This window comes from Mucilaginibacter aquatilis (assembly GCF_009755275.1).
GTDB lineage: Bacteria > Bacteroidota > Bacteroidia > Sphingobacteriales > Sphingobacteriaceae > Mucilaginibacter > Mucilaginibacter aquatilis.
On record NZ_WQLA01000002.1, the window covers coordinates 312,510 to 337,238 of the forward strand.

Annotated in this window: 20 protein-coding genes; 12 read left to right on the forward strand and 8 right to left on the reverse strand. The window is 42.0% G+C overall.

Translation table 11 applies throughout. The features are described 5' to 3' along the window. Positions 1 to 35: 35 nt before the first annotated feature. Together GO816_RS18795 and GO816_RS18800 are read right to left on the reverse strand one after the other, a co-directional pair. Positions 36 to 347: a hypothetical protein gene (locus tag GO816_RS18795; RefSeq protein ID WP_232336502.1), complete on the reverse strand. Its 312-nt coding sequence runs from the start codon at positions 345 to 347 to the stop codon at positions 36 to 38. Beyond that, positions 348 to 914 carry a glycosyltransferase family protein gene (locus GO816_RS18800; RefSeq protein ID WP_232336503.1) on the reverse strand — a complete coding sequence of 189 codons (567 nt, stop codon included), beginning with the start codon at positions 912 to 914 and terminating at the stop codon, positions 348 to 350. 91 nt (positions 915 to 1,005) lie between these two features. On the opposite strand from GO816_RS18800, the gene GO816_RS05850 reads away from it, so the two are divergent. Continuing rightward, the gene (locus tag GO816_RS05850; RefSeq protein ID WP_157540418.1) at positions 1,006 to 1,956 is read left to right on the forward strand and encodes a glycosyl transferase family 90; all 951 of its coding nucleotides are present in this window, start codon (positions 1,006 to 1,008) and stop codon (positions 1,954 to 1,956) included. Here GO816_RS05850 and GO816_RS05855 read toward each other — a convergent pair. Continuing rightward, on the reverse strand, positions 1,953 to 3,041 hold the full coding sequence (locus GO816_RS05855; protein WP_157540419.1) for a glycosyltransferase family 4 protein: 1,089 nt from the start codon (positions 3,039 to 3,041) through the stop codon (positions 1,953 to 1,955). The genes GO816_RS05850 and GO816_RS05855 overlap by 4 nt on opposite strands. 6 nt (positions 3,042 to 3,047) lie before the next feature. Further along, positions 3,048 to 3,785, reverse strand: a complete 738-nt coding sequence (locus GO816_RS05860) for a glycosyltransferase family 2 protein (protein ID WP_157540420.1) — start codon at positions 3,783 to 3,785, stop codon at positions 3,048 to 3,050. 68 nt (positions 3,786 to 3,853) lie between these two features. On the opposite strand from GO816_RS05860, the gene GO816_RS05865 reads away from it, so the two are divergent. Further along, entirely contained in the window at positions 3,854 to 4,966 is a 1,113-nt protein-coding gene (locus tag GO816_RS05865) for a glycosyltransferase family 2 protein (RefSeq protein WP_157540421.1), read from the forward strand. On the opposite strand, the gene GO816_RS05870 is transcribed toward GO816_RS05865, so the two are convergent. Then, positions 4,963 to 5,781, reverse strand: coding sequence for a glycosyltransferase family 2 protein (locus tag GO816_RS05870; protein ID WP_157540422.1), 819 nt, complete (start codon positions 5,779 to 5,781; stop codon positions 4,963 to 4,965). The two genes, GO816_RS05865 and GO816_RS05870, sit on opposite strands and share 4 nt — an antisense overlap. A 112-nt stretch (positions 5,782 to 5,893) precedes the next feature. Beyond that, positions 5,894 to 7,183, reverse strand: coding sequence for an aminopeptidase P family protein (locus GO816_RS05875; protein WP_157540423.1), 1,290 nt, complete (start codon positions 7,181 to 7,183; stop codon positions 5,894 to 5,896). 153 nt (positions 7,184 to 7,336) lie between these two features. On the opposite strand from GO816_RS05875, the gene GO816_RS05880 reads away from it, so the two are divergent. The 5 genes from GO816_RS05880 to GO816_RS05895 all read left to right on the forward strand — a co-directional run bounded on the left by GO816_RS05880 (position 7,337) and on the right by GO816_RS05895 (position 12,841). Beyond that, positions 7,337 to 8,677: an OmpA family protein gene (locus GO816_RS05880; protein ID WP_157540424.1), complete on the forward strand. Its 1,341-nt coding sequence runs from the start codon at positions 7,337 to 7,339 to the stop codon at positions 8,675 to 8,677. 72 nt (positions 8,678 to 8,749) lie between these two features. Then, entirely contained in the window at positions 8,750 to 8,893 is a 144-nt protein-coding gene (locus GO816_RS18955) for a DUF6728 family protein (RefSeq protein WP_317163595.1), read from the forward strand. A 1-nt stretch (position 8,894) separates the two neighbouring features. Continuing rightward, positions 8,895 to 9,275, forward strand: a complete 381-nt coding sequence (locus GO816_RS05885; RefSeq protein ID WP_157540425.1) for a RidA family protein — start codon at positions 8,895 to 8,897, stop codon at positions 9,273 to 9,275. Positions 9,276 to 9,295: 20 nt separating this feature from the next. Next, complete coding sequence (recG, locus tag GO816_RS05890) at positions 9,296 to 11,404, forward strand: ATP-dependent DNA helicase RecG (RefSeq protein ID WP_157540426.1); 2,109 nt, start codon at positions 9,296 to 9,298, stop codon at positions 11,402 to 11,404. Between the two features lie 39 nt (positions 11,405 to 11,443). Next, positions 11,444 to 12,841, forward strand: coding sequence for a M20/M25/M40 family metallo-hydrolase (locus GO816_RS05895; protein WP_157540427.1), 1,398 nt, complete (start codon positions 11,444 to 11,446; stop codon positions 12,839 to 12,841). Positions 12,842 to 12,923: 82 nt separating this feature from the next. Here the strand turns inward: GO816_RS05895 and GO816_RS05900 are convergent, their stop codons facing one another. Next, positions 12,924 to 14,744, reverse strand: a complete 1,821-nt coding sequence (locus tag GO816_RS05900; RefSeq protein ID WP_157540428.1) for a glycoside hydrolase family 15 protein — start codon at positions 14,742 to 14,744, stop codon at positions 12,924 to 12,926. A gap of 121 nt (positions 14,745 to 14,865) precedes the next feature. Continuing rightward, a complete protein-coding gene (locus tag GO816_RS05905; RefSeq protein WP_157540429.1) occupies positions 14,866 to 16,206 on the reverse strand; it encodes a putative sensor domain DACNV-containing protein in 1,341 nt (446 codons plus the stop codon). A 459-nt stretch (positions 16,207 to 16,665) separates the two neighbouring features. Here GO816_RS05905 and GO816_RS05910 point away from each other — a divergent pair, with 459 nt between their 5' ends. The 5 genes from GO816_RS05910 (at position 16,666) to GO816_RS05930 (ending at position 24,719) form a co-directional block, all read left to right on the forward strand. Then, on the forward strand, positions 16,666 to 19,833 hold the full coding sequence (locus GO816_RS05910) for a SusC/RagA family TonB-linked outer membrane protein (protein ID WP_157540430.1): 3,168 nt from the start codon (positions 16,666 to 16,668) through the stop codon (positions 19,831 to 19,833). A 14-nt stretch (positions 19,834 to 19,847) separates the two neighbouring features. Beyond that, the gene (locus tag GO816_RS05915; RefSeq protein WP_157540431.1) at positions 19,848 to 21,383 is read left to right on the forward strand and encodes a RagB/SusD family nutrient uptake outer membrane protein; all 1,536 of its coding nucleotides are present in this window, start codon (positions 19,848 to 19,850) and stop codon (positions 21,381 to 21,383) included. Between the two features lie 81 nt (positions 21,384 to 21,464). Beyond that, positions 21,465 to 22,553: a glycoside hydrolase family 43 protein gene (locus GO816_RS05920; RefSeq protein WP_157540432.1), complete on the forward strand. Its 1,089-nt coding sequence runs from the start codon at positions 21,465 to 21,467 to the stop codon at positions 22,551 to 22,553. A 49-nt stretch (positions 22,554 to 22,602) separates the two neighbouring features. Next, entirely contained in the window at positions 22,603 to 23,604 is a 1,002-nt protein-coding gene (locus tag GO816_RS05925; protein WP_232336504.1) for a glycoside hydrolase family 43 protein, read from the forward strand. A 38-nt stretch (positions 23,605 to 23,642) separates the two neighbouring features. Next, a complete protein-coding gene (locus GO816_RS05930; protein WP_157540434.1) occupies positions 23,643 to 24,719 on the forward strand; it encodes a cellulase family glycosylhydrolase in 1,077 nt (358 codons plus the stop codon). Positions 24,720 to 24,729 lie beyond the last annotated feature (10 nt).

Consider the following 24,729-nt stretch of genomic DNA (forward strand, 5'->3'; position numbering starts at 1 on the left):
AAAGCCACCCTAAAGGTGGCTTTTGAATTTAATTACTACTTCACTATTTTATAATTTCTGTATTCACTCACGCGCCAGCCTGTCCAGTCTTCAATTTTTTGGAGGGCTTTACGCCTGAACGACATTTTCTTTTTCAATTTTTCTGGGTCCACTTCCAGTTTCCAGTTTTGTGCGTTAATACGCGGTTGCATTACCGCCGGGTGTGTGCCATCAAATGGTAGCAAGCGGTCTGCATTTTTAAAATCAAACTCAAATGTTTCGGGCAAGTTTTCGGCTATCCAGCTGTCATCATGATAGAACTGGTTAAAGTTACGCAGTTTACCTTCGAGGCCTTTGGGAGGCTTCACTCAGCCATAATGATAAATATAAGCATCTATGAGTTTAACATTAATCTTACGCTCGCCGAGCCTGAAACCCTGTGCATCGCGGTAGGCATGTATGCGTTTATCGTTACGTAAAATGCGTATCTCGCGGCGGTACCAGCGGCGCGAATGGGCGTAGTGGCTGTACGAACCATAAAAATGCTGGTACTTAAATAAAAGTCCCTCCACTTTGGCATCATTAAGATTGTCCTCCATTTCCTTTTTAATAATTGAAAGATATTTTTCGTGAACAATCTCATCGCCCTGAATATAAAACGCCCAGTCAACATCTGATGATATAGCTGCAAAGGCTTTATCGGTTTCGGCAGCAAAAACAGCTCCCCCTTCCCGTATCGCTTCATTCCATACGGTATTGATGACTTTTATTTTAGATGAATTAATGCCCCGTATTAGCTCTTCTGTTTGGTCATCGCTATTTCCCAAAGCAACTACAAATTCATCGCAAATGGATAGTATGGATGTAATGGCCTCAACAACGGGGTAATCATTTTTAACCGCATTGCGGATGAAGGTAAAGCCGGCAACTTTCATTTAATTTGAAGGATATGCAGTAAAGGTAATAAACAAAGTTGGTTTGCTTTAGCCAACAGCTTGCCTTTACTGCTTGTATATTTGGCATATAATGAACTTGTTTGATCTTGAAATCGCCATCCAGAAAAATAAGCTGCCGTATTACATTGGTAACTTTTTGAAGCGTATGCTGCCCGCAGGCGCGCTTGCCAACCGCTTGAGGGAGATAGATAACTATGGGGCTGCTGAAATTTACGACCGGGTTGGCTACTATAATAAACTTCCTATGGGTAGCGTGTTAGGAGATGACCCGACCGCATTAAAAGATATACTCAAACTCAAAAGCCCCAGCGCTTACCGTTATGATACTTTTGAATACTCACGGTTCTTTCCGGGTGGGCTAAATGCAAACTTTTTGTTTGGCGATGTGATAAATACACCCGAAGTGCCAACCATTCAAAAAAGCCGACCTGTTGCAGGCGATAATAGGAATGCGGTGTTACTTAAGCTTGATAAAAAACGGCATTACCTGTTTGTAAAGGATAAGAAACCATTTATACAAAAGAAGGATCTGCTCATTGGTCGCTCGGCGGTAAACCAGGAGCATCGCGTCCGGTTCATGGAAATGTACTTTAACCACCCGTTATGCAACTTAGGACAGGTAAACACCAATAATGGAAAGCCCGACTGGGTAAAACCTAAAACTCCCATCAGTACCCACCTTGATTATAAATTTATTTTGAGTTTGGAGGGCTGGGATGTGGCTACCAATCTCAAGTGGATCATGTCGTCAAACTCCATTGCGGTAATGCCTAAACCTAAATATGAAACCTGGTATATGGAAGGCCGACTAATTCCCGACCATCATTATATCTGTATAAAAGATGATTACTCCGACCTGGAAGAACGGTTAAACCACTATATAGCGCATGAGCAGGATGCGCTTACCATTATAAGTAACGCCAATGCATGGGTAAAACAGTTTCAAGATAAACGCAAGGAAGATCTTATTAGCTTACTGGTATTGCAAAAGTATTTTGAATGTACAGGGCAGCCGGTTTAAATTACCGATTGATAAACCCTGATGGTATTTTTCACGCAAGCATCCATGGTAAAATGGCCCAGGCGTTCGGTACCTTTTTGCTTTAGCTCTTGCTGTAGTGATGTATTGTCCAGTACTTTTTTAACGGCTTGTCCTATATCATTAGGCTCATGCGGATCAAAATAGACAGCCGCATCGGCCGCCACTTCGGGCAGGCAACTGCTGTTACTGCAAATTACAGGACATTGGTTGGCAAAGGCTTCCAGCAGTGGTAGGCCAAAGCCTTCATGCAACGAGGGGAAAGCAAAGCATAAAGCCTGTGTATAAAGTTGCTGCAATACCTCATCAGTTACATCCATTTGATGGCACTGGCTGGTAACATTCAGCTCTTTAAAGGTTTGCAATTCATCCTTTGTAAATGCCTTACCTCCGGCGCAAACAAGGTTCAATGATTTATCTTGTTTTAACAATGGTTCTATACCGGCAATAAACCTATTAAAATTTTTATAATGCCAGCGTTCACCTACGTATAATATAAAGCGGGAAGGTAGGGTATGGTTATGTTGGGCCGTGTTGCTTAAGCCCCAGTAGCCGTGATGTACTACCTGTATTTTACCGGCCATGTGCGGGTATACCTTTATAATATCCTGTCTTGTAAACTCGGATATAGCTATAATGGCATCGGCTTTCTCCATTACCGCTTTTTTGCGCAAAGCAACGTGCGCGGCGTTGCTAATATATTGCGGGTGTAGCTCGTGTACCATATCATGTATGGTAACTACGCAGGGCTTTTTAAGGTACTTTATAAAGTAAGGATCATCAAACGTTGGATGGAATACATCAAAATTTCCCCGCTTAACATTCCAGCGTGAGTAGCGGCGGTTCCAGGCGTAGTACTTTTTTTGTTTACCGGCAAATAGCTTTCTACCTATATTATTATTGAACAAAAAAGGCTCGTGTTTAACGTATTCGTTTTCCGAATAAAGTGCTGTAATAGTACTTTGGTGGCCAGTCTTATTAAGGCCACTATGCAAGTTGGCAAAGTAGCGTGATATACCGCCATACTTTTGTATCGAAAACATTTGATGATCAATCAGTATCTTCATGCTGGCTTAAAAAAAGTTACTGCCGGGGCGGCTTTGCTCCTTACGGCGTTTGTATAAAAAGCGCAGGTACATTACCCAACCCATGCTTTTTTTAATAATTTCGGGCTTGTCGCGCTTAAAGGCTTCATCCTGCGCTACGGCCGAAAATCCGGTAAGGTTATACCAGGCCACGTTAATATCTATATACTTTTTATCAAAGTCTTTGTCGCCCCAGCATTGCAGGTTTAGGGCGTAATCGGCAAATACCTTATAGTTGATATTGTATTTGTATTTTTTGAAAACTGCCGCCGGGTAAAAGATGCTTTGATGATTGATAACATATTTAGCCATGCGATACGCAGAAAATTTGCCTGTAAACAGCGGCTCATCGGCAACAGTATTACCATAGTAAATAGTGTTAGCTTTTTTTAACTGAAAGGCCATCTGGCTAAAGCCAGGCAACAAGCGGTCATCGGCGCCTAAAAAATATAGCCATTTCCCTGTTGCCATAGCTACACCTTTATTTAAGGCATCATAAATGCCTTCATCGGGTTCGCTAATCCATTTGCCAATGTGTTTATTATACTGCTGTAGTATGGCTGTGGTTCCGTCGGTGCTTTGGGCATCTACAATAATAAGCTCTATAGACGGATAGATTTGGGCAACAATTGAATCAATGCAAGCAGGCAATACATTGGCAGCATTATAGGTGGCTATAATTATACTTAAGCGAGGGTGTTCAATATGTGTGTTGCCTTTTTCCATGCCTAAGAGGGCAAATATATAATTGTTTATTAAGGTGCTGATTTAGCATATACTTTTAATTTTGCCACATGGCAGTTAGCATTGATGTAGTTATACCCTCTTTCAGATTAGATGAACGGTATTTGCTGCCTATTCTTAAGCTTGATGTACCTGCAAATGTTATTGTAAATTATTACATAGTTGCCGATAACCCAAAAGTAAAAGTGCCTGATGCTGTTTGGCAGCAAAGCCAGCTAAATAACGTGCATCTTATTATCAATGAGCATAACCTTGGCTTCTCCAAAACGCGAAATAAAGGTATTGATGCCGGGCAAGGTGACTGGATATTGTTACTGGATGACGACATAACACCGCACCCCAATCTTTTAGAAGCTTATGCACAACAAATAAATATTAAGCCTTATGCATTAGGCTTTGTTGGGGTAACAAACTTTCCTCCTGTGATGAATGCGGTAACACAAGCTCTGCATATTACAGGAGTATCTACCCATTTTCAGCGGGCGCAACGTGAGGAAGAAATGTACTGGTCGGCCACCTCTAATTTTATGCTTAACCGTGGGCTGCTGGCCAGTCGCAGGTTTTTACCCGAACTTACCAAAAGTACAGAGGATATGGAGTTTCTATTCCGCAATGCTTTTGAAAACGAATTAAAGCAGTACCAGTCTGCCCCGCTGGCCATAGTAACACATCCATGGTGGAACAATGGTGCGCAACAAACACGGCGCATGTTTCTTTACGGACAAGGGGCTGGTGAAGTAGCACGCCTTTGGCCGGTTAAACTGTATAACTTTTACGATTTCACCACTACTACCGAAACGCTTCTGCTGTTATTGCTTATTTCAATGCCATTATACATAGTTGGTGTGCCCTTAAAATACATTTGGTACGCTGCCGGTGCACAAATATTTGCCGAGGTTTTAACTAATGCTTACCGGGCATTTAAAATTGAAAAAACTTTTAACCCAGCTGTAGTATGGCAGGTAACTTGGCATAAAAATGCGATGGAATTGGGGAGGTTATGGGACGCCTTGGTTAATGCAGATGTAAAGAGCTTTGCCCGCCGTACCGATGGAAGCTTTAGAAAGCCATACCCGCAAGCATTTAGGTTTAACCGTTTGAAAATTGTAAAGATGGCGTTGTTTGTTTTACTATTTGCCTTGCTTAGTGTTGCGGTTGATTAAACTTCGTGGTACCCGCTTGGGCAGTAGGTAAGTTTTTCTTCAACCGTTTTACGATAGATAAGTTCGTTGGGTAAAAAGTTTTCGCGGTCGTGTATACGGTGAAAGATGTGATAGCTTATAGCTGCCATTTTAAGCCGTTTTTTTAGGATGCCTGCGTTAATTAAACGGGCGGCAAACTCGTAATCTTCCCAACCCCAGCCTTCAAAATTATTATAGTAACCGTTTACCTTAATATAGTCTTCGCGCCAAAATGCCAGATTACAGCCCTTCACATTCCAGGGGCTGCGCGGATTAGGCTTATAAAACATAGAAAATAGAGGAATGCGTATAGCATTAAAACGGCTGTATACACCGGGAGAAAGTGAGCTGAAGTTTATCTGTTTGCTTTGGAGTATTTCCGTGGTTTTCTCTTCATTGAGCATGGCACGGCTTCCCTGCATAAAAAAGCCTTTACGTGCAGCACGTTCATGATCGGCTACAAATTTTGGTGTTACTATTATATCACCGTCTATTTCAATAATATAATCGGCCGAGCCCATTTTAACAGCCTTATTAAGTGCCAAACATTTACGAAAGCCTTTGTCTTCTTGCCAGGCATGATGTATGGGAATATCAAAAAGGCTACGGTAACGGTCAATAAGCTGCCTGGTATCTTCCCGCGAACCATCATCGGCAATCATGATTTCGTTGGGCATACGGGTTTGTCTTAACAAGCTTAATAACACCAATTCAAGGGCTTCGGGCCAGTTATAAGTTGATATTAAAACCCCTATGCTCAACTTTTCGTTATGCTTTGTATTGGTGCTGTCAGCCATATTAATTCACAAAGATACAAATTGAGAAGTTTTTGCCCTCGTTCGTAGCAGGGTGCACTTTATAAAAACGCCCGACTGGTACTCAGTCGGGCGTCATAATTATACAGCTTTGTTAGCTGTTCATTATCTCTTCAATATGTTCGGCCTCCAACGGAATGTTGCCCATAAGGTCAAAGTTACCACCTTCGGTAATAAGAATGTCGTTCTCCAAACGTATACCTAAGTTTTCGGCTGGTATGTAAATTCCCGGTTCGCAGGTTAAAATGTTCCCAACTTCAAATGGCTTGTAGCGGCTGGCATAGTCATGCACATCCAAACCTAAATGGTGAGAAGTGCCGTGCATAAAATACCTTTTATATATAGGTGCTTTAGGGTCCTGTTTTTCAACGTCGTGGCGGTCAAGCAAACCGAGGTCAATAAGTTCGCCGGTCATTATTTTTCCTACCTCTTCGTGGTATTCATTCCATATAGTACCGGCAACAATCATTTGCGTTGCTTGCTTCATAACACGCAGCACGGCATCATAAACCTGGCGCTGGCGCTGGGTAAAGCGTCCGCTAACCGGTATTGAACGGCTCATATCGGCATTGTAGTTAGCATACTCGGCGGCCCAGTCAAATAAAATAACGTCGCCGTCTTTACAAACCTGGTTATTATCAATATAATGCAGCACATTAGCATTAAATCCCGATGCTATAATAGGCGTATAGGCATGTCCTGTAGCGCGCTGGCGTAAAAACTCATGGGTAATTTCTGCTTCTATCTCATATTCGGCAACGCCTGGCTTTACAAATTTTAATACCCTTACAAAAGCATCATGTGTTATGTCACAGGCTTTTTGTGTAAGCTCAATTTCAATTTTAGATTTTACTACACGCAAATCACGCAGTATAGGGGCGGAGCGTTCATATTTATGTAAAGGGTACTTAACGCGTAGATCATTCAAGAAGCGCAAATCGCGGCTTGGCACCCCGGGTAGGTAACGGTCATTTTCATTTGTATTTATATATACATGCTCAGCATAGTTAACAATGCTGTGGAAAATGGCGTCAAAATCCTGAAGCCAGTATATAGCTTCGATGCCCGACGCTTTGCGGGCCTCCTCTTTAGTATACTTGTGTCCTTCCCAAATAGCAATGTGCTCGTTGGTTTGTCTTAAAAAAAGTACTTCTCTGTATAGTGGATTAGGACACTCCGGGTATAAAACAAGTATGCTTTGCTCCTGATCTATACCTGACAGGTAAAAAAAGTCGGGGTTTTGTTTAAATACAAAATTCTGGTCGCCGCTACGTGTATATTCTTCATTTGCGTTAAAAACAGCAATGGAATTAGGTTTTAATCGCGAAACGAAATTTTTTCTATTATAAATAAATAATTGATTGTTTATAGGTAGATATTTCATGATTTACGCTTATTTAATTTTTATAAAACAATTTTTTCCATTTATTTGTCACCAATATTATAAAAGTGGAACGGAGTTTGGTACACCGATGCCAAACATAAGGACTATTTTTATAAAGTAAATCACAATTAAAAATTGTTTAATCTTAAAACTATGAACTATTCTACATTAAAGAAAACAGTCGCGCTTTCGTTTGCATCGTTGCTGGCCGTTGGTGTAGCCAACGCCCAAACTGATTCAACCATGAGCACTACATCAACCGGCACTGCCAAGGTATTTGGTGGCCGCGGTCAGTACAAAACCTGGAGCTTTGGTTTAAATGCAGGTGCATTATCACCAGTAATCGCTATCGGTGGTGTACATGATTACACTAACAAAAAAATCAACCTGGGTTACGGTGCGTCATTAAGATGGCAACTTGCTCACTCATTTGGTTTACAATTAGACGCTCACGGTGGTAAAATTGGCGGTGATAACGCTGATGCACCAGGTGGTGTTCGTGATGGTATGCGTTCTTACCAAACCCGTTTCTGGTCAGGTACTTTAAGCGGTGTTGTTAACGTTGCAACTATCGACTTCTTACGTCGCAAAAATTCAGTTAACTTCTTCGTTACTGCCGGTGGTGGTATGATCTGGTACAACCCACGTTATGTAACTGCTGCCAGCTCAACTGAGCAACGTTACACTAACGCTGATGGTTCTGATCACCACGTAAAAAGCTTAGTTATTCCAGTAGGTGCTGGTGTTAAATTCCGTTTGTCAGACGCTTGGGCTCTGAACTTAGGTTACACTGCTAACTTCACTGATGACGATAACTTAGACGCTTTAAAAAGAGCTTATCCTACTAAAGATAAATACTCTTACGGTTACGGTGGTTTAGAGTGGACTTTAGGTTCAAGCTCAAAACCAAACTTAGATTGGGTTAACCCAGTTGCTATGATGTATGATGAGTTGTATGATGCAGCTTTACGTCAAGAAGTTGAAGCTTTAAAAGGTCGTGTTACTAACGTTGAAAACGCAGTTAACGATTTGAAAAAAGATTCTGACGGCGACGGTGTATCTGATCAATTTGACAAATGCCCTAACACCCCTGCTGGTACAGTAGTTGACGGTGCTGGTTGCCCAATCAAATTGCCTACTGCTGACAGCACTGCTAACACTGCAGAAGCTTATTCAAACATCCAATTTGATTTTGACAGCTCAGTATTAAGAACTTCTTCTTACTCAGTATTAGATGCAGTTTCTGCTGATATGCGTTCAAACTCTGGTAAAATGGTTGAATTAAACGGTTACGCTTCATCTGAAGGTACTGCTGCTCACAACCTACGTTTATCAAAAGACCGTGCTAACTCAGTTAAAACTTACTTAGTTAACTCTGGTGTTGAAGCAAAACGTGTTAAAGTAAAAGGTTTAGGTGAAACTAACCCAATTGCTGACAACTCAACTGAAGAAGGACGTGTAATGAACCGTCGTGTTGAGTTCAAACAAAAATAATCTTAACCAGATTTTTTAATACTTTGAAAAGGCTCCGGATAACCCGGAGCCTTTTTTTATTACTTTTGCTTTATGTACTTCTTCCGTAAGAAAGATCCGAACCGGCCTAAAAACTTCAATTTAAAGGTAATGCACGTTATTAATACGATTGCCATTCTTTTGTTTTTGGGCGGTATTATATGGAAGTTGATAGACTGGTTTATCTTGAAAAAATAATATGAGCACTATAACCAATACCCCAAATGCACCTGCTCCTATCGGCCCTTATAACCAGGCTGTATGGGCGGGTAATACCTTATTTGTATCAGGTCAAATTGCCCTGCACCCTCAAAGTGGCGAACTGGTGTTAACCGATATCCCTACCGAAACTCACCAGGTAATGGCGAACCTAAAAGCGATTTTGACCGCTGCAGGACTTGATTTTAGCAATGTGGTAAAAACAGGTATTTTTTTGAAAGATATGGGTGATTTTGCAGTTGTTAACGAAATTTACGGATCGTATTTTACCTCAAATTTTCCTGCCCGCGAAACTGTACAGGTTGCTGCCCTGCCAAAAAATGTAAACGTTGAAATTTCAGTTGTGGCTTACAGGCCGTAACAAGAAACAGATATATTGCCTTGAATCAACAGGTATTTCAAACGCCCATCGACTATTTAAAAGGTGTTGGCACCGCAAGAGCCGACGTTTTGAAGAAGGAGCTGGGCATTTTTAATTACGGAGATTTGCTAAGGCATTTTCCTTTTAAATACATTGACCGTACGCGCTTTTACAAGGTACGCGATGTGAATGCTGAGTTGCCTCATGTGCAGGTTATAGCCCGTGTTACCCACAAAGAAATTTTAGGAGAAAAGCATACCAAGCGCCTTATTGTTCATGCCATGGATGATACAGGTATAATGGAGCTGGCTTGGTTTCAAGGCATAAAATGGGTCGAAAAAACTATAATAGTTGGTAAAGCTTACATTATTTTTGGTAAGCCATCCGAGTTTAATGGCAAAACTCAAATGGCCCACCCAGAAGTAGAGCCATATTCGCCCGATTCTTTAAAGCGAATGAGTAACCTCACGCTTCAACCAGGCTATAACTCCACCGAAAAGCTGAAATCTTACTCATTAGATAGCAGAGGCTTGCAAAAGCTAATGGCTAACTTACTCGAGCAATGCCTGCGCGATGTTAGCGAAACGCTACCCCTTTATATTATACAAAAATTTAAGCTGATGAGCAGGGCCGAGGCTTTCAGATATATTCATTTTCCTGAAAATGCCCGGCAGCTTCATGAGGCACGACATCGGCTTAAATTTGAGGAATTGTTTTTCATCCAGCTTAAACTACTGAAAAATAAACTTATCAGAACACAGAAGTTTAAAGGCAATGTATTTGATAAGGTAGGCCATTACTTCAACACCTTTTACCAGGAGAAAATACCCTTTCCGCTTACCGGCGCTCAAAAAAAAGTGTTGAAGGAAATACGGCTGGATACCCAGCGCGGTGTACAAATGAACCGCCTGCTACAGGGAGATGTAGGTAGTGGTAAAACTGTGGTAGCACTCATGACCATGCTGCTAGCTATTGACAATGGCTTTCAGGCCTGCATTATGGCTCCTACAGAAATTTTGGCCAATCAGCATTTCATTTCTATACAAAGTTTGGTAGGAGACGGCTTTGTGGAAGTAGCCCTGCTTACCGGCTCTACTAAAAAGAAGGACCGCAAAGTATTGCATGAAAAGCTACTGAACGGCGAACTGAAAATCCTTATTGGTACACATGCCTTAATTGAAGATGCGGTGCAGTTTCAAAACCTTGGCTTGGTAGTAATTGATGAGCAACACCGCTTTGGTGTTGAACAGCGTGCTAAGCTTTGGAAAAAGAATATCGTACCGCCTCACATATTGGTAATGACAGCTACGCCCATTCCGCGTACGCTGGCCATGACGCTGTATGGCGATTTGGATGTTTCGGTTATTGACGAGTTACCTGCGGGCCGCAAGCCTATTGAAACGCTTCATTTTTATGAAAGCCAGCGCCTGCAAATGTATGGCCTTATTAAACGTGAAATAGCTATAGGCAGACAGGTGTATGTGGTTTACCCGCTTATACAGGAAAGCGAAAAACTAGACCTCAAAAACCTGATGGATGGGTTTGAAACCATGTCGCATGAGTTTCCGAAACCGCAGTACCAGGTAAGCATAGTGCATGGTAAATTAAAACCAGCCGAGAAGGACGAAGAGATGCAGCGCTTTGTTAAAGGCGAAACACATATTATGGTAGCTACTACCGTAATTGAGGTGGGTGTAAACGTACCAAATGCATCTGTAATGATTATTGAGAATGCCGAGCGTTTTGGCTTATCGCAGTTACATCAATTACGGGGACGTGTAGGCCGCGGGGCCGAACAGTCATACTGCTTGTTAATGAGCGGTAACAAGCTAAGCCGTGAGGGGAAAATCAGACTCGAAACTATGGTGCGCACCAATAACGGTTTCGAAATATCAGAGATTGACCTTCAATTGCGTGGGCCAGGAAATGTAGAGGGCACTCAGCAAAGCGGGGTACTCGACCTGAAGCTTGCAGACCTGGCACTGGACCAAGAGCTGCTTATGCAGGCCCGTAAAACCGTTGAAGATATCTTTGCCAAAGATCCGCAACTGGCACTGCCCGAAAATCAGATACTTCATCTATCTTTCCAAACCCGAAATGGTGGCTTAAGTTGGGATAAAATATCCTGATTTATTATATTACGGCATTAAACTATTAACTAACACTACATGAAACTCAAAATTGCCGTACTAGTTGCGTTGGCTATGTCAGGCCTGTACTTACCTGCTGTTGCTCAAAGTACCGATTCCGTTATGCTGCGTAAAATTTTTGATGAAGCCTTGGTAAACGGTAAGTGCTATGAAAATCTGCGCTATCTGTGCAAAAAGATAGGTCCGCGTTTAAGTGGTTCGGCGGGTGCGGCAAAGTCAGTGCAATGGAGTAAAACGTTGATGGAGAGTTATGGCTTTGATAAGGTTTACCTGCAGGAAGTAATGGTTCCGCATTGGGAACGCGGGCAAAAAGAACAAGGTTTTATAGTTACCGGTAATAAGCGTGTGCCGGTTGCCCTGGCTGCTTTGGGCATGTCAGTTAGCACCCCTGCAACAGGTATAACCGCCCCGGTAGTTGAGCTGCGAAGTTTAAAGGAACTTGAAGCGTTAGGTGCAGAAAAGATTAAAGGTAGGATTGTGTTTTTTAACCGCCCGTTTGACAATAGATTTATTGAAACAGGTAGCGCATATGGTACAGCAGGCGATCAGCGTAATGCCGGCCCCGGTATGGCAGCAAAGTATGGTGCTGTTGCAGTTATAGTGCGCTCGCTAACGGCTGCAATTGATGATTTTCCTCATACAGGAGGAACGAATTATGGCAACAATCCTAAGATACCGGCAGCTGCAATTTCAACTATAGCCGCAAATAAACTAAGTGCAATGCTCAAGAAAAGTAACGGGCAGCCAGTAAAATTTTTCCTGAAAACCAATTGCCGTACCTTGCCCGATGTACTTTCTTACAATGTAATTGGAGAAATAAAAGGGTCAGACAACAGCAACAAGTATATAACCGTTGGCGGGCATCTTGATTCATGGGACCTTGCTGAGGGTGCGCATGATGACGGGACTGGAGTAATGCAATCGGCAGAGGTGTTGCGCGTATTTAAAGCAATTGCCTATAAACCTAAGAACAACATACGCGCGGTGTTTTTTATGAATGAAGAAAATGGCCATAAAGGTGGTATAAAGTATGCTGAGCAAGCTAAGGCTGATAAGGAGGAACATATTGCCGCAATTGAAACAGACGAAGGTGGATTTACACCACGTGGTTTCAGCTTTGAACGCGCTACACCGGCATTTTTAACCAATATTAACAAGCAATGGAAAAAGCTGCTTGAACCGTATGAAACCGACCGTTTGGTAGCTGGTGGAGGAGGAACAGATATTGGTCCGTTAAAGGAATCACATCCGGGGATACAGCTTATCGGTTTCCGACCCGATTCACAGCGTTATTTTGATATTCATCACACCCCTAATGATGTATTTGAAAATGTTAACAAGCGTGAATTGGAACTTGGCGCAGCCTCGATAGCATCGCTGGTTTATTTGATAGATCAGCACGGATTGAGTTTTTAGACATAATACTGAAAAAGCCTGATTGTTATGCAATCAGGCTTTTTTCAGTATTACAGTTGTCATCAAATAGATATAAACCTAATTAAAGCCGTTCCAGTTGTTTGTTTAATTCGAGTGCGGCGCTAATAAGCGATAAGTGGGTGAATGCTTGCGGAAAATTACCAAGCAACTCACCTTTGCTGCTCAACTCTTCGCTAAATAAGCCTAAGTGGTTAGCATACCCTATCATCTTCTCAAAGTTTTCAACCGCCTCCTCAATACGGCCGCTTTTAGCTAATGCTTCAATATACCAGAAAGAACACATATTAAATGTACCTTCTTCGCCTTCCAAACCGTCAATCTTTTCAACGTTATTGCGGTACCTGTAAATAAGTACATCCAATTTTAGTTGCTTTTCAATAGCTGTCATAGTAGCAAGCCATCTGGGTTCAAGCGGAGCAATGTAATGAGTAAGCGGCATTAGTAGTACACTTGCGTCAACATGCTTACTTTCTTTATGTTGTACCCATGCCTGTACCTCCTCATTCCAGAAGTTAAGATAGATGTCTTTGTAAATTTCGTCGCGTACCTGTTGCCATTCAGCCTGCGGATAAGGAAACGATCTGTCTTCGGCAATTTTAATAGCGCGGTCCATAGCCACCCAGCACATCAACCGTGAGTGTAAAAACTCGCGTTTTTCACCCCTTATTTCCCATATACCATGGTCAGGCAGTTTCCAATCGCGTATTACGCATGAAATTTGCTTTTCAATCAGGGTCCAAAACTCATAGGTTATGGGCTTGTGCAGTTTATTGTATATATAAATGGTATCAATCAACTCACCATAAATATCAGTTTGAAGCTGATTGGCTGCTGCATTGCCAATACGCACAGGTTTTGATGCTTTGTAACCCTCTAAATGGTCAAGCTCTTTTTCCTCGCCATCCTTTTTCCCATCTATTTCGTATAGCAGGTTTAAGTCTGTATCGCGGCACAAGCTGCTTATCCATTCCATAAACTGGGTAGCTTCTTCATAAAATCCTAAAGCTAAAAATGCATACATGGTAAAAGCGGCGTCTCTTATCCAGGTAAAGCGATAATCCCAGTTACGGTTGCCACCAAGCGTTTCAGGTATACCAAAAGTTGGCGCAGCTACTACCGAACCAAACTCAATAGAAGTCATGAGCTTAAGCGTTATAGCCGACCGGAAAATAAGCTCGGCGTAACGTCCTTTATAATTGCATTTACTTAACCACTTACGCCATCCGGTAACCGTTTTGTGGTAACTGCCGGCAACATAGTCTTTAACGTGCGCGGTTTTACGAGTCTCCTGCTGATTAGTATCTGCTGCTTCTAAAACCACATGAGCCATTTGCAGCTCATCCAGTGTAAACTCTGCATAGCCATCATTGTCCTTAAGTTCAAGATTAACGTCGGCCATAAGCCTAAGCTCGACATGACCATTGTCCACCGGCGTAAAAACAATCTCATTATTATGCAGTGTACTGGTATGCTCCGCAGCGGCATAATTAAAACGCGGTACGCAATGCATTTTAAAAGTGATTTTACCTCTAATAGCCTTAACCTTACGCACTATAGCTGCCGGTGGTTGCTCATCATGCGGTGTTAAGGGCATGTAGTCGGTTATTTCAGCTATACCATCGTCTGAAAAAAAGCGGGTAATCAGAACCGCAGTTCCTGGTAAATATAGTTGCTTGGTTTGCAATTCGGCCATTTGCGGCTCAATTGAAAAGTATCCGCCGCGGTTGGCATCAAGTAATGCGGTGAAAACAGTAGGTGAGTCAAACCGTGGAAACGACATAAAATCAATTGACCCCGACATGGATACCAGGGCAACTGTACGAAGATTACCAATTATACCGTAGTTGGCGATGGGCAAGTAAGGACGGTGCTGATGTTGCATATTCAGCTTCACAACAAATGATTACCTGCTAAGTTTTATAACCGTTTGCACGCTAAACATCCGGCCACAACAGATGGAGAAGTACATTACAGGAAATAGGGATGCTGCTGTAAAAGTTTAATCACACATTAGGCGCCGTGCGCTTCAGTTTGCGGCTCTTAATAAATTGCTGTGTTTTAATGTTTTCCCACATAATAAGCTTTTCTTCAATGCGGTAAAAAGCCCGGATGTCGCCATCTTGTGATATAACCAGCCCCAGGCTTCCGGGGTGGTTCCAGCAGTAGGCAATCATAGAGCGGTGCCTTGTGCCAAAATGGGTAGGATCGGTTGTTAAAAGAGATTTGGGTGTTGCTGTAGCTGTGGGTGAAATAAATATTTTTTTTGGTGTTTTACGTGCTTTTAAAACCCCGCCAAAACCTTGCGAAATCATATCAGGAGCAAACAATAATACGCCATCTACGCAGGTGTGTGAAGCTAAAAAGGATATACACCCTTTAATTTCATCAGCTATTCCCTGCTTGGCCAGTAATGATCTTGATTCTTCAATATACCAGTCTTTCGACATCATTTTTTTTCCGCTGGCAATATGATTGTCAATCAATGTTTCGGCTACGTAATTATTGATAGTTTCTTTTGCATAATTACTTACAGCCAGCTTAAGCCTGTCGTAAGTAATCAGGTACTTTACGTCAACATCAGTAAGCGTGTTTGATATGAGTATAGCTCCGCCATGGTGATACTTTTGTATACGAAGTAACAGCCTCGACAGTGTTTGTATCCAAAGACTGTCAACAAACGTTTCCCAGTCATCATAGGCCTCACCCGGATGTTGCTCTGCTAAAAAAAGTTTTATATCGGCTTTAAGGCTCGTTGCGTTTGCCTTCAATATTTTTGATATAGGACCTATGGTAAACACATCAAGGTAGCGTGGAATAAGGATGTTTTGCTTCAAAGTGGCCAGCAACTCATAATCAAATAAAACATCAAGCGTGCCTATATCGCTTACCGATACCTGGAACAAGCCCGGCTGCTCTGACCCCGATTCTGACTCGTAATTTAAAAAGCTTTGATAATGTAAAGCCTGGTCAATTAACCCCCATATAAATAGTTTGCCATTGGCATCATAATAAACGGCCAGTGATGTACTTGATGGATCAGAAGCTTTTGAAAGTTTTACAAGTCCTTTAATACTGAAATCAATAGGGCTTTCAAAGCTGATGCTACTCCAGCGTTCGGGCACAATTTTACGGGGTGGCTTTGGATCTGGGTTTTGCGGATCAATAAGCGTAACAGTAACCTTAACCAGGTCGCTTTCTTCGGTGCGCATGCTGGCAAAAAACACGCATTCAAACAAGTTTTCCAAAACGGTTAACGGCGGTATAGGCAATGCAAGTTTGCTATGTTCCAGTTTCTCCAGAACATGCAAAGCCAGATCTTTGGGTTTGGCGTTAGTTAAAGCCATTGTTACTTGCCGTTAAATTTCAAAAAGTGCTTCAAGCAAATGCCATTGGTTAAAAGCGATGCCCTGTTTTATACCAACAGCAAACTGGTTATAATGTTGAGAAAGCATTAGTAAATGTAGAACTGCTAATGTAAACCCAAACTGTTTTTGCGTTGCTACAATAATTAGAGTAATTCGGTGCTTGTTTTTAAAAAGTGCCTTTATGTATACTTAAACGCACTTTTTGATACTATGTAAAAATTTGTGTCAACATTTTTTATAGTATTTGAACCAAATTTTATACCTCACATTGGGTTAAAAAGCTAACATTGCTGAAACAAATCTCCCAAAGATTTGGCCACTAACCAATAAACTATTCTTAAAAAACAAATGACGAAAAGGTAAACACCAACGCGGGAGTTAACGCCTGCGCGTACAGTACTTTGATCAATTAAATAAATACCAAAACCAAATGTAATTATGAGAAGAAGAAATTTACTTCACTTACTTCGTGATTATCGGGCAGACAACCTGAAGAAAGCAATAGTGGTACCGCTTGCATTAGCGGCCATGCTATCGCCGGGTTATGCAGCTGTTAAAGATAGTCACCCGCTGAACAACGAAGCCCATCGTGCCGACATTCAGGTAACCGGAACTGTAAAAGATGCTTCGGGAGAAGTTTTGCCTGGCGTATCAGTTAGCGTAAAAGGTGGTGGTAAGTCTACCATTACTGATGCTAACGGAAAGTACAGCATATTGGCGCCCGAAAACTCTACGCTGGTATTCACCTATATTGGTTTCACAAGCCAGGAGATGGTTATAGGCAGTAACCCTGTAGTTAATATCACACTGCAAGCGTCTAACAGCTCTTTGGATGATGTTGTCGTTATCGGTTACCAATCGGTAAGAAGAAGAGACCTTACCGGGGCAGCAGGCTCAGTAAATACCGCAAACACACAAAAGCTGATTTCACGCTCGTTACCCGAAACATTGCAGGGCCAGGTACCAGGGGTATCGGTTAGAACCGGTGGTGCACCAGGACAGGAAGCTGTTGTAAACATCCGTGGTTTAGGAACTTTGGGTAATGCCAACCCGCTTTATGTGATTGATGGTATGATTGGCGATCCTAATACCACTATAAACCCTAATGACATTGAGGACGTACAAATACTTAAAGATGCATCAGCAGCGGCAATTTACGGTTCACGTGCGGGTAATGGTGTTATTTTAATAACCACTAAAAAAGGTAAAGAAGGACCAGCCAAAATCAGTGTAACCGCTCGTTACAGTATATCAAAGGTTCCAAAAACCTATGATATGATGAACGCTGCAGAATATGCAGCTACAAATACAAGAGCTTATCAAGCTTCAGGCGCGGCAATACAGCCAGGCGTAGCTAATTACAATGGCCGGGTAAATACTGATTGGGTAGATGAAACGTTACGTACTGGGTACGTGCAGGATTACAATGCCAATATCTCAGGCGGTGGAAACGGATCAAAGTACTTGATATCGGCCGGATATTTCAAAGACAAAGGTGTACTTATTGCCCGCGAGTTTGAACGTGCTTCGTTTAGGGTAAATACCGAGACAACCAAGGGGCGTTTTAAATTTGGCGAAAACATTGCCTTGTCTTCTTCAATATCTCGTTCACCTTTCCAAGGTGGTGCATTTGCAGGCAACCCTTGGTATGATATGTTTAGCAGTGTGCCACTTATACCTGTACGAGACGATGCTTTGATAAGCGCCAATAACCCTGGTGGTTGGGGCTACGGTTCAAATGCTAACATTAATACCTTTTCACGCAACTCAGTTGCTGTAGCAAATATTACATCTTCCAAATCGAATTTTGCCAAGATATTAGGTAATGCTTATATGGATTTCAAGATTATTGAAGGCTTAACTTATAAATTTAACGTAGGTTTAGAATCCAGCTTTGATAAAAATAAGTCAATCCGCAAAGAAGGATCGTGGTACCAAAACCAATCTCCTGACTTTAGCCAGTTGAGCGACAACCGTTCACAGTATCTAAGTTATCTTTTAGAACACACTTTAAACTTCAATTATAATTTCAGTAAGCACAGTATAAACGGTGTTGTTGGTTACACGCAACAAACAACACAAACTGATAATACGTTTGGGTCTGCCATCAATATGACACAGTTTAATGGTGAATATTTCACAACATTAAGCTCTGCAGCGGGAGCTGGTCGTAACTCATCAGGACTTTTAACAAGAAATTTATTAGACTCTTACTTAGGACGTTTAAATTATACTTACTCAGATAAATACCTTCTTTCATTGACCTTCAGAGCTGATAAAGACTCTCGGTTTTCGCCTAAAAACAAAACAGGTTATTTTCCATCAGCGGCACTTGCCTGGAGACTGTCTAAAGAGGACTTTTTCAAAGTCGACTGGATTTCTGATTTAAAAATAAGAGGTTCTTACGGCGTTTTAGGTATAAATACTCTTAACGCCTATGATATATATGCAGCGTTAAATCAAGCTCCAGATGCAGTATTCGGATCAAACCAGGTAACGTATCCAGGAGCAATCCAAGCTAAACTAGCGGCAGACGATTTACGTTGGGAATCTAAAAAGACAATCAACTTAGGTTTCGATGCCGCCATGTTTAACAACGAGTTAATCGTGAACTTCGATATATTCCGATCAACCTCAAAAGACGTATTACTCAGACCACCTTTAGGGTATTATTTAGGAAATTTGATAGACAATCCATATGCAAATATTGGTTCTATACGTAATCAGGGTGTGGAATTAAATCTGACTTATCGTCCAAAGGCTTCAGGCGATTTCCGTTGGGATGTTTCCGGAAACATTAGTGTAATAAGAAACAAAGTGCTATCACTCGGTAATTTAGGTATTGATACCGAAACAGGGCAACCTAAAAATTACTTGCAATCAGGAAATACAAGAACACAAGTTGGCCGTTCGATTGGTGAGTACTATGTATTGAAAACTGATGGTTTATTCCAAAATCAGGCAGAGATTGACGCACATCGTGCACAAAGCGCATATGCCAAACCGGGAGATATACGTTACGTGAATGTTGTGAACGGTGGAACCAATGATGATATTAACGACAAGGATAGGGTTTTTGCCGGATCTCCTTTTCCTAAATTTACATCGGGGCTGCAATTTAATTCGGGTTACAAAAACTTCACCTTCTCTTTACAGCTTTATGGCGCATTTGGTCAAAAACTGTACAATGATGTAATAAGAGATTTAGATAGCTACGGTAATTCAAACTATCGCAGAGCAATTAACCCTTGGACACCAACCAATACCAACACCAGTTATCCAAGATTAGGTTACCAGTTTGCCGCTAATGATCGTGGAATAAACGAAAATGCACGTGGTAATTCAGACCGTTGGGTAGAAGATGGATCGTTCCTGAGATTACGCAACCTTGAGCTTGGCTATAATCTTCCATCTAAATGGCTCACTAAGGCCGGTATAACCAATGCCAGGTTATATGTGAGCGGTCAAAACATTTTCACCATTACTAAGTACAAAGGTCTTGATCCCGACGTGGTAGGCGCAAATGCCAATCTTGAACCTGGTGTAGATAATGGAAATTATCCGTCTTCAAGAATTGTTTCATTCGGCTTTAGTGTTGGATTCTAAATAATAAAAAGAACATGAAAAAATATATAATCCTATTCACATCAGCATTGATCGTATTATCAGGATGCAAAAGAGATTTTAACGAACCTAACCCTAATGCCCTTACAATTGCCAATTTTTGGAAATCAAGTTCAGATGCGACAAAGGGAATTAATGCCGTATATAGTACATTTTACCGTACGGCAAGCTTATACTCGCGGTGGTTATTTTACCACGGTATATTAAAATCAGATGAAGGTTTTGGCTCTGGAGGTGACGGGGGGCTTAATAACCTCATGCGATTTAATCAAACCAATTATAATGATGGGCTTACTGCTCAAACATGGGCCAATTTATACGTAGGCGTATTCCGTGCAAACCAGGTTATTGCTAACGTACCGGGGATTACCATGGACGAGTCGACCAAGAAGCGAATTATTGCTGAAGCAAAGTTTTTGAGAGCGTTGTTCTATTTCAATCTTACGCTCTATTATGGTCGCCCGCCACTTATGTTACAACCATCACAACCTACCGACGCCCCACCTAATGCGACTACTGAACAAGCCTATGCACAAGTGGCTAAGGATTTAACAGAGGCGGCCGTTGATTTGCCGGTAAGCTATCCGGCATCAGATTTAGGAAGAGCAACAAGAGGTGCTGCCTATGCATTGTTGGGTAAAACATACTTGCAGCAACGCAAATATCAGGATGCGTTAAACGCGTTTGCTTACCTGGTAACCGGTGCTGGTAACGGAACATACTCTTTAACCGCCGACTACCGCGACAATTTCATTATATCAAGAGAAAACAACAGCGAGTCGGTATTTGAAATTCAATTCAGTGAAAATCAGTCGGAAAGTACTGATGATGATGTGGATGAATCAAGGATCAATAACACCGGTACGTCTATCTCTCAATTCTTTGCTCCTCCAGGTGTAGGTTTCTCTGATGGTGCTGCACGCCGTTGGGTTGTTGACGAGTTTTTGCAGGAGAGAACCACAACTAACGCACAAGACCCTCGTTTGGCTGCATCGTTTATTTTCAATAATGCTAACCCGGCAGGTCCAACAGCAACTATTGTATACGGTCAAACCTTCCAAAGCCGTTATGGTAATGGCCCTGATGCCAATGGGGTATGGTTCCGTAAATTACTTAACGACCACTGGAAGAACCAAGAGGGCTTCCGCTCACCAAACAACTATCGCTTAATACGTTACGCCGATGTATTGTTAATGTATGCCGAGTGTTTAAACGGACTGAACAGAACAGGTGAGGCTTACCCTTACGTTGATCGTGTTAGACAGCGTGCCGGTTTGGCGCCGCTTTCTACAGCCAAGCCAAGTTTAAACCAGGCACAGTTTTTAACCCAGCTTAAGCATGAGCGTGTTACCGAACTTGCAGGTGAAGGATGGCGTTGGGCAGACTTGCTACGCTGGGGCGATTTAAGTCCGGCACTTGCAAGCAGGGATGCTGAATTTACCGGATTTATTGTTGGCAAACATGAGTACTACCCGATACCTCAATTAGATATCGACTTAAACTCAAACCTTACACAAAATCCAAAATATTAAGCTAATCGGCAATCGTCTTTCCTGCAAGTCAGGAAAGGCGATTGTTAATTGGGTCGGTAATTATATTTAAATCCATGACCTATGAATAAATATCAAATAAGAAATCGTTTCAAGCTGGCTTCAATTTTATTGGCAGCATTGATTTCTGTCAATCTATCATGTGGGAAGTCAGATAAGCCAATTAATGTTGAACCTATTGACCCTACAACAGGAGTTAGTACCTTTTCTAACCCTTTAATGAATGGTGCAGACCCATCAGTTTTTCAAAAAGATGGCGTTTACTATTACACGCAAACTAATGGAAGCTCTATTAATTTGTGGAGCACCACATCCATGTCAAAGTTAAATACGGCTATTCCTAAAACCGTGTTTACACCAACGGCAGGTGCAGCTAATTCACGAAATGTATGGGCTCCCGAGCTGTTTTATTTTGATAGCAAGTGGTACATATATTATACCGCAGGTGATGGTAATGATGTTAAACAACGCACCTGGGTTTTAGAAAACAGCAGTGCCGATCCAACCACAGGAACCTGGGTTGACAAAGGCAGGTTATTTACAACAGATACCGATTTTTGGGCTATAGACGGCTCGGTGTTGGAACTGAACGGAACCCGCTACTTTATGTGGTGCGGCCGCCCCGATGTAACCAACCAAAACTTAACGCAGAACATTTACATTGCCAAAATGGCTAACCCTTATACCTTAACAGGAACCGCTACCAAGCTAACTGAGCCTGAATTTGGATGGGAGAAGAATGGTTTCGGTGTAAATGAAGGCCCACAGGCGTTAATATCGCCCGATAATAAAGTGTTTTTAATTTACTCGGCCAGTTATTGCGGTACCGATGATTATGCTTTAGGTCAGCTGAGTTTAAAAGCAGGTGGTAATCCGTTGGTAAAAGCCGACTGGACAAAATCAACTCAACCGGTATTCAGCAAACTGCCTCAAAGCAATGCTTATGGTCCTGGCCATAACTCGTTCTTTAAATCACCTGATGGGAAAGAGTATTGGCTTATTTACCATGCCAACTCGGCAACTAACCAGGGATGTGCCGACCGCAGGAACATCAGAATGCAAAAGTTTACTTTCAAAGCAGATGGCAGCCCCGACTTTGGTCAGCCTGTAGCAACTGGCTTGAAAATTAATAGTCCATCTGGCGAGAAATAGTATGGATAGAGCAAGCATTCAGTTGAAACTCAAACTGGTTTTTGTAATCATGTTCATTGCAAAAATGAGCATAGCCCAAACGTTCACCAATCCGTTGCTACCATCAGGGGCGGACCCATGGAGCATTTATAAGGATGGCTACTATTACTATACACATACCACGCAAAACCGGATCGTAATTTGGAAAACTAAGAATTTAGCCAATTTGAAAACAGCTGAGCGTAAAACCGTATTTACGCCTCCGCCTAATACAGCTTACTCTAAAGACCTATGGGCTCCTGAAATTCACTTTATTAACGGAAAGTGGTACGTGTATTTTGCAGCCGATGACGGCAACAACAATAATCACCGCATGTATGTGTTGGAAAACGCATCTGCCGATCCGCTTAAAGGTACATGGACCTTTAAAGGTAAAGTTGGCGATGCTACCAATAAATGGGCAATAGACGGCTCGGTATTCACTTACAAAAAGCAACTGTACATGATTTGGGCAGGTTGGGAAGGCGATGTAAACCAGAAGCAGGAAATATTCATTGCTAAAATGAAAAACCCATGGACTATTGACGGAAAGAGATATAAGATATCAAGTCCGCAGTTTGAATGGGAAAAGCATGGTGATTTAAACGACCCCAACAATCCGCCGCATGTAGATGTGAATGAAGGACCACAAATATTGATGAATAAAGATAGGGTATTCCTCATTTATTCAGCCAGCGGCTGCTGGACAGATTTTTATGCCTTGGGCATGCTTACTCTTAAAGGTAAAAACCTGCTTAATGCCGAATCATGGGTGAAAAGCACACAGCCGGTGTTTAAGCAATCACCCGAAAACGGAGTTTATGCACCGGGGCACAACTCATTCTTTAAATCTCCGGATGGAAAGGAAGACTGGATTTTATACCACGCTAATCCGGAGCCGGGACAGGGTTGCGGCGGCAACCGCTCGCCAAGGGCACAAAAATTTATCTGGAATGCAGATGGATCTCCAAACTTTGGCGCTCCTTTAAAAGCAGGTGTTGAAATGCCTATTCCGTCACAAAAAAATAAATAGTAAATGCGAGGCTTTGGCCTTGGCTAATAATTTAAACTATGAAAAAATACGTTAGTTTTTTGCTGCTACTCATACTGTGTACAACTGTCGCTTTGCATGCGCAGGAAGCCACTCCGGTAGTTGGTAAAGTATGGTCGATCGAAAAGGCAAACGCCTGGTACAAGCAATACAAATGGATCAACGGTGCTGATTTCTTACCCAGTACTGCAATTAACCAATTAGAAATGTGGCAGGCAGACACCTTTGATGCCGCGACCATTGATAAAGAATTAGGCTGGGCAGCCGGTATTGGTTTCAATACGGTACGGGTTTATCTGCATAGCCTAGCCTGGAAACAGGACCCTGCCGGATTCAAAAAGAGAATGGACCGTTATTTGGGAATAGCCGACCGTCACCACATCAAAACCATATTTGTGTTTTTTGATGATTGCTGGAATAAGCAAGCTAAAATTGGAAAGCAACCTGCACCAAAGCCAGGTATACACAATTCAGGCTGGGTACAAGATCCGGGTGATCCAAACTCAAAACAGCCGGCCAACTTTCCGGCATTGGAAAAATATGTAAAAGATGTATTAACGCGCTTCAAGGCAGATAAACGCATCTTACTATGGGATTTATATAATGAACCTGGGAATTCAGGTAAATTAACTACTTCATATCCTTTATTAAAAAGCGTTTTTACCTGGGCAAGAGCTGTCAACCCACAGCAACCAATCAGCGCAGGGCTTTGGGCATGGGATTATGATAAACTGAATGCTTTTCAGGCTTTAAACTCTGATGTTATCACCTATCATGACTACGAAGAACCTCAATGGCATCAGCGTGTAATTGGCATGTTGCGTTCACATGGCAGGCCAATGATTTGTACCGAATATATGGCCCGCACACGTGGAAGCCGTTTTGAGAATATTATGCCTATGCTTAAAAAGGAAAACATTGGTGCTATCAACTGGGGTTTGGTGGATGGAAAATCAAATACCAAGTATGCCTGGGATACCCCGCTTCCAAGTGGTGAGGAGCCTAAAGAATGGTTTCATGAGGTGTTTAGAAAAGATGGAACGCCTTACAAAAAAGAAGAGGTTGAAGTAATAAAAAAACTGAATAATATTAAATAGCATAAGGAAT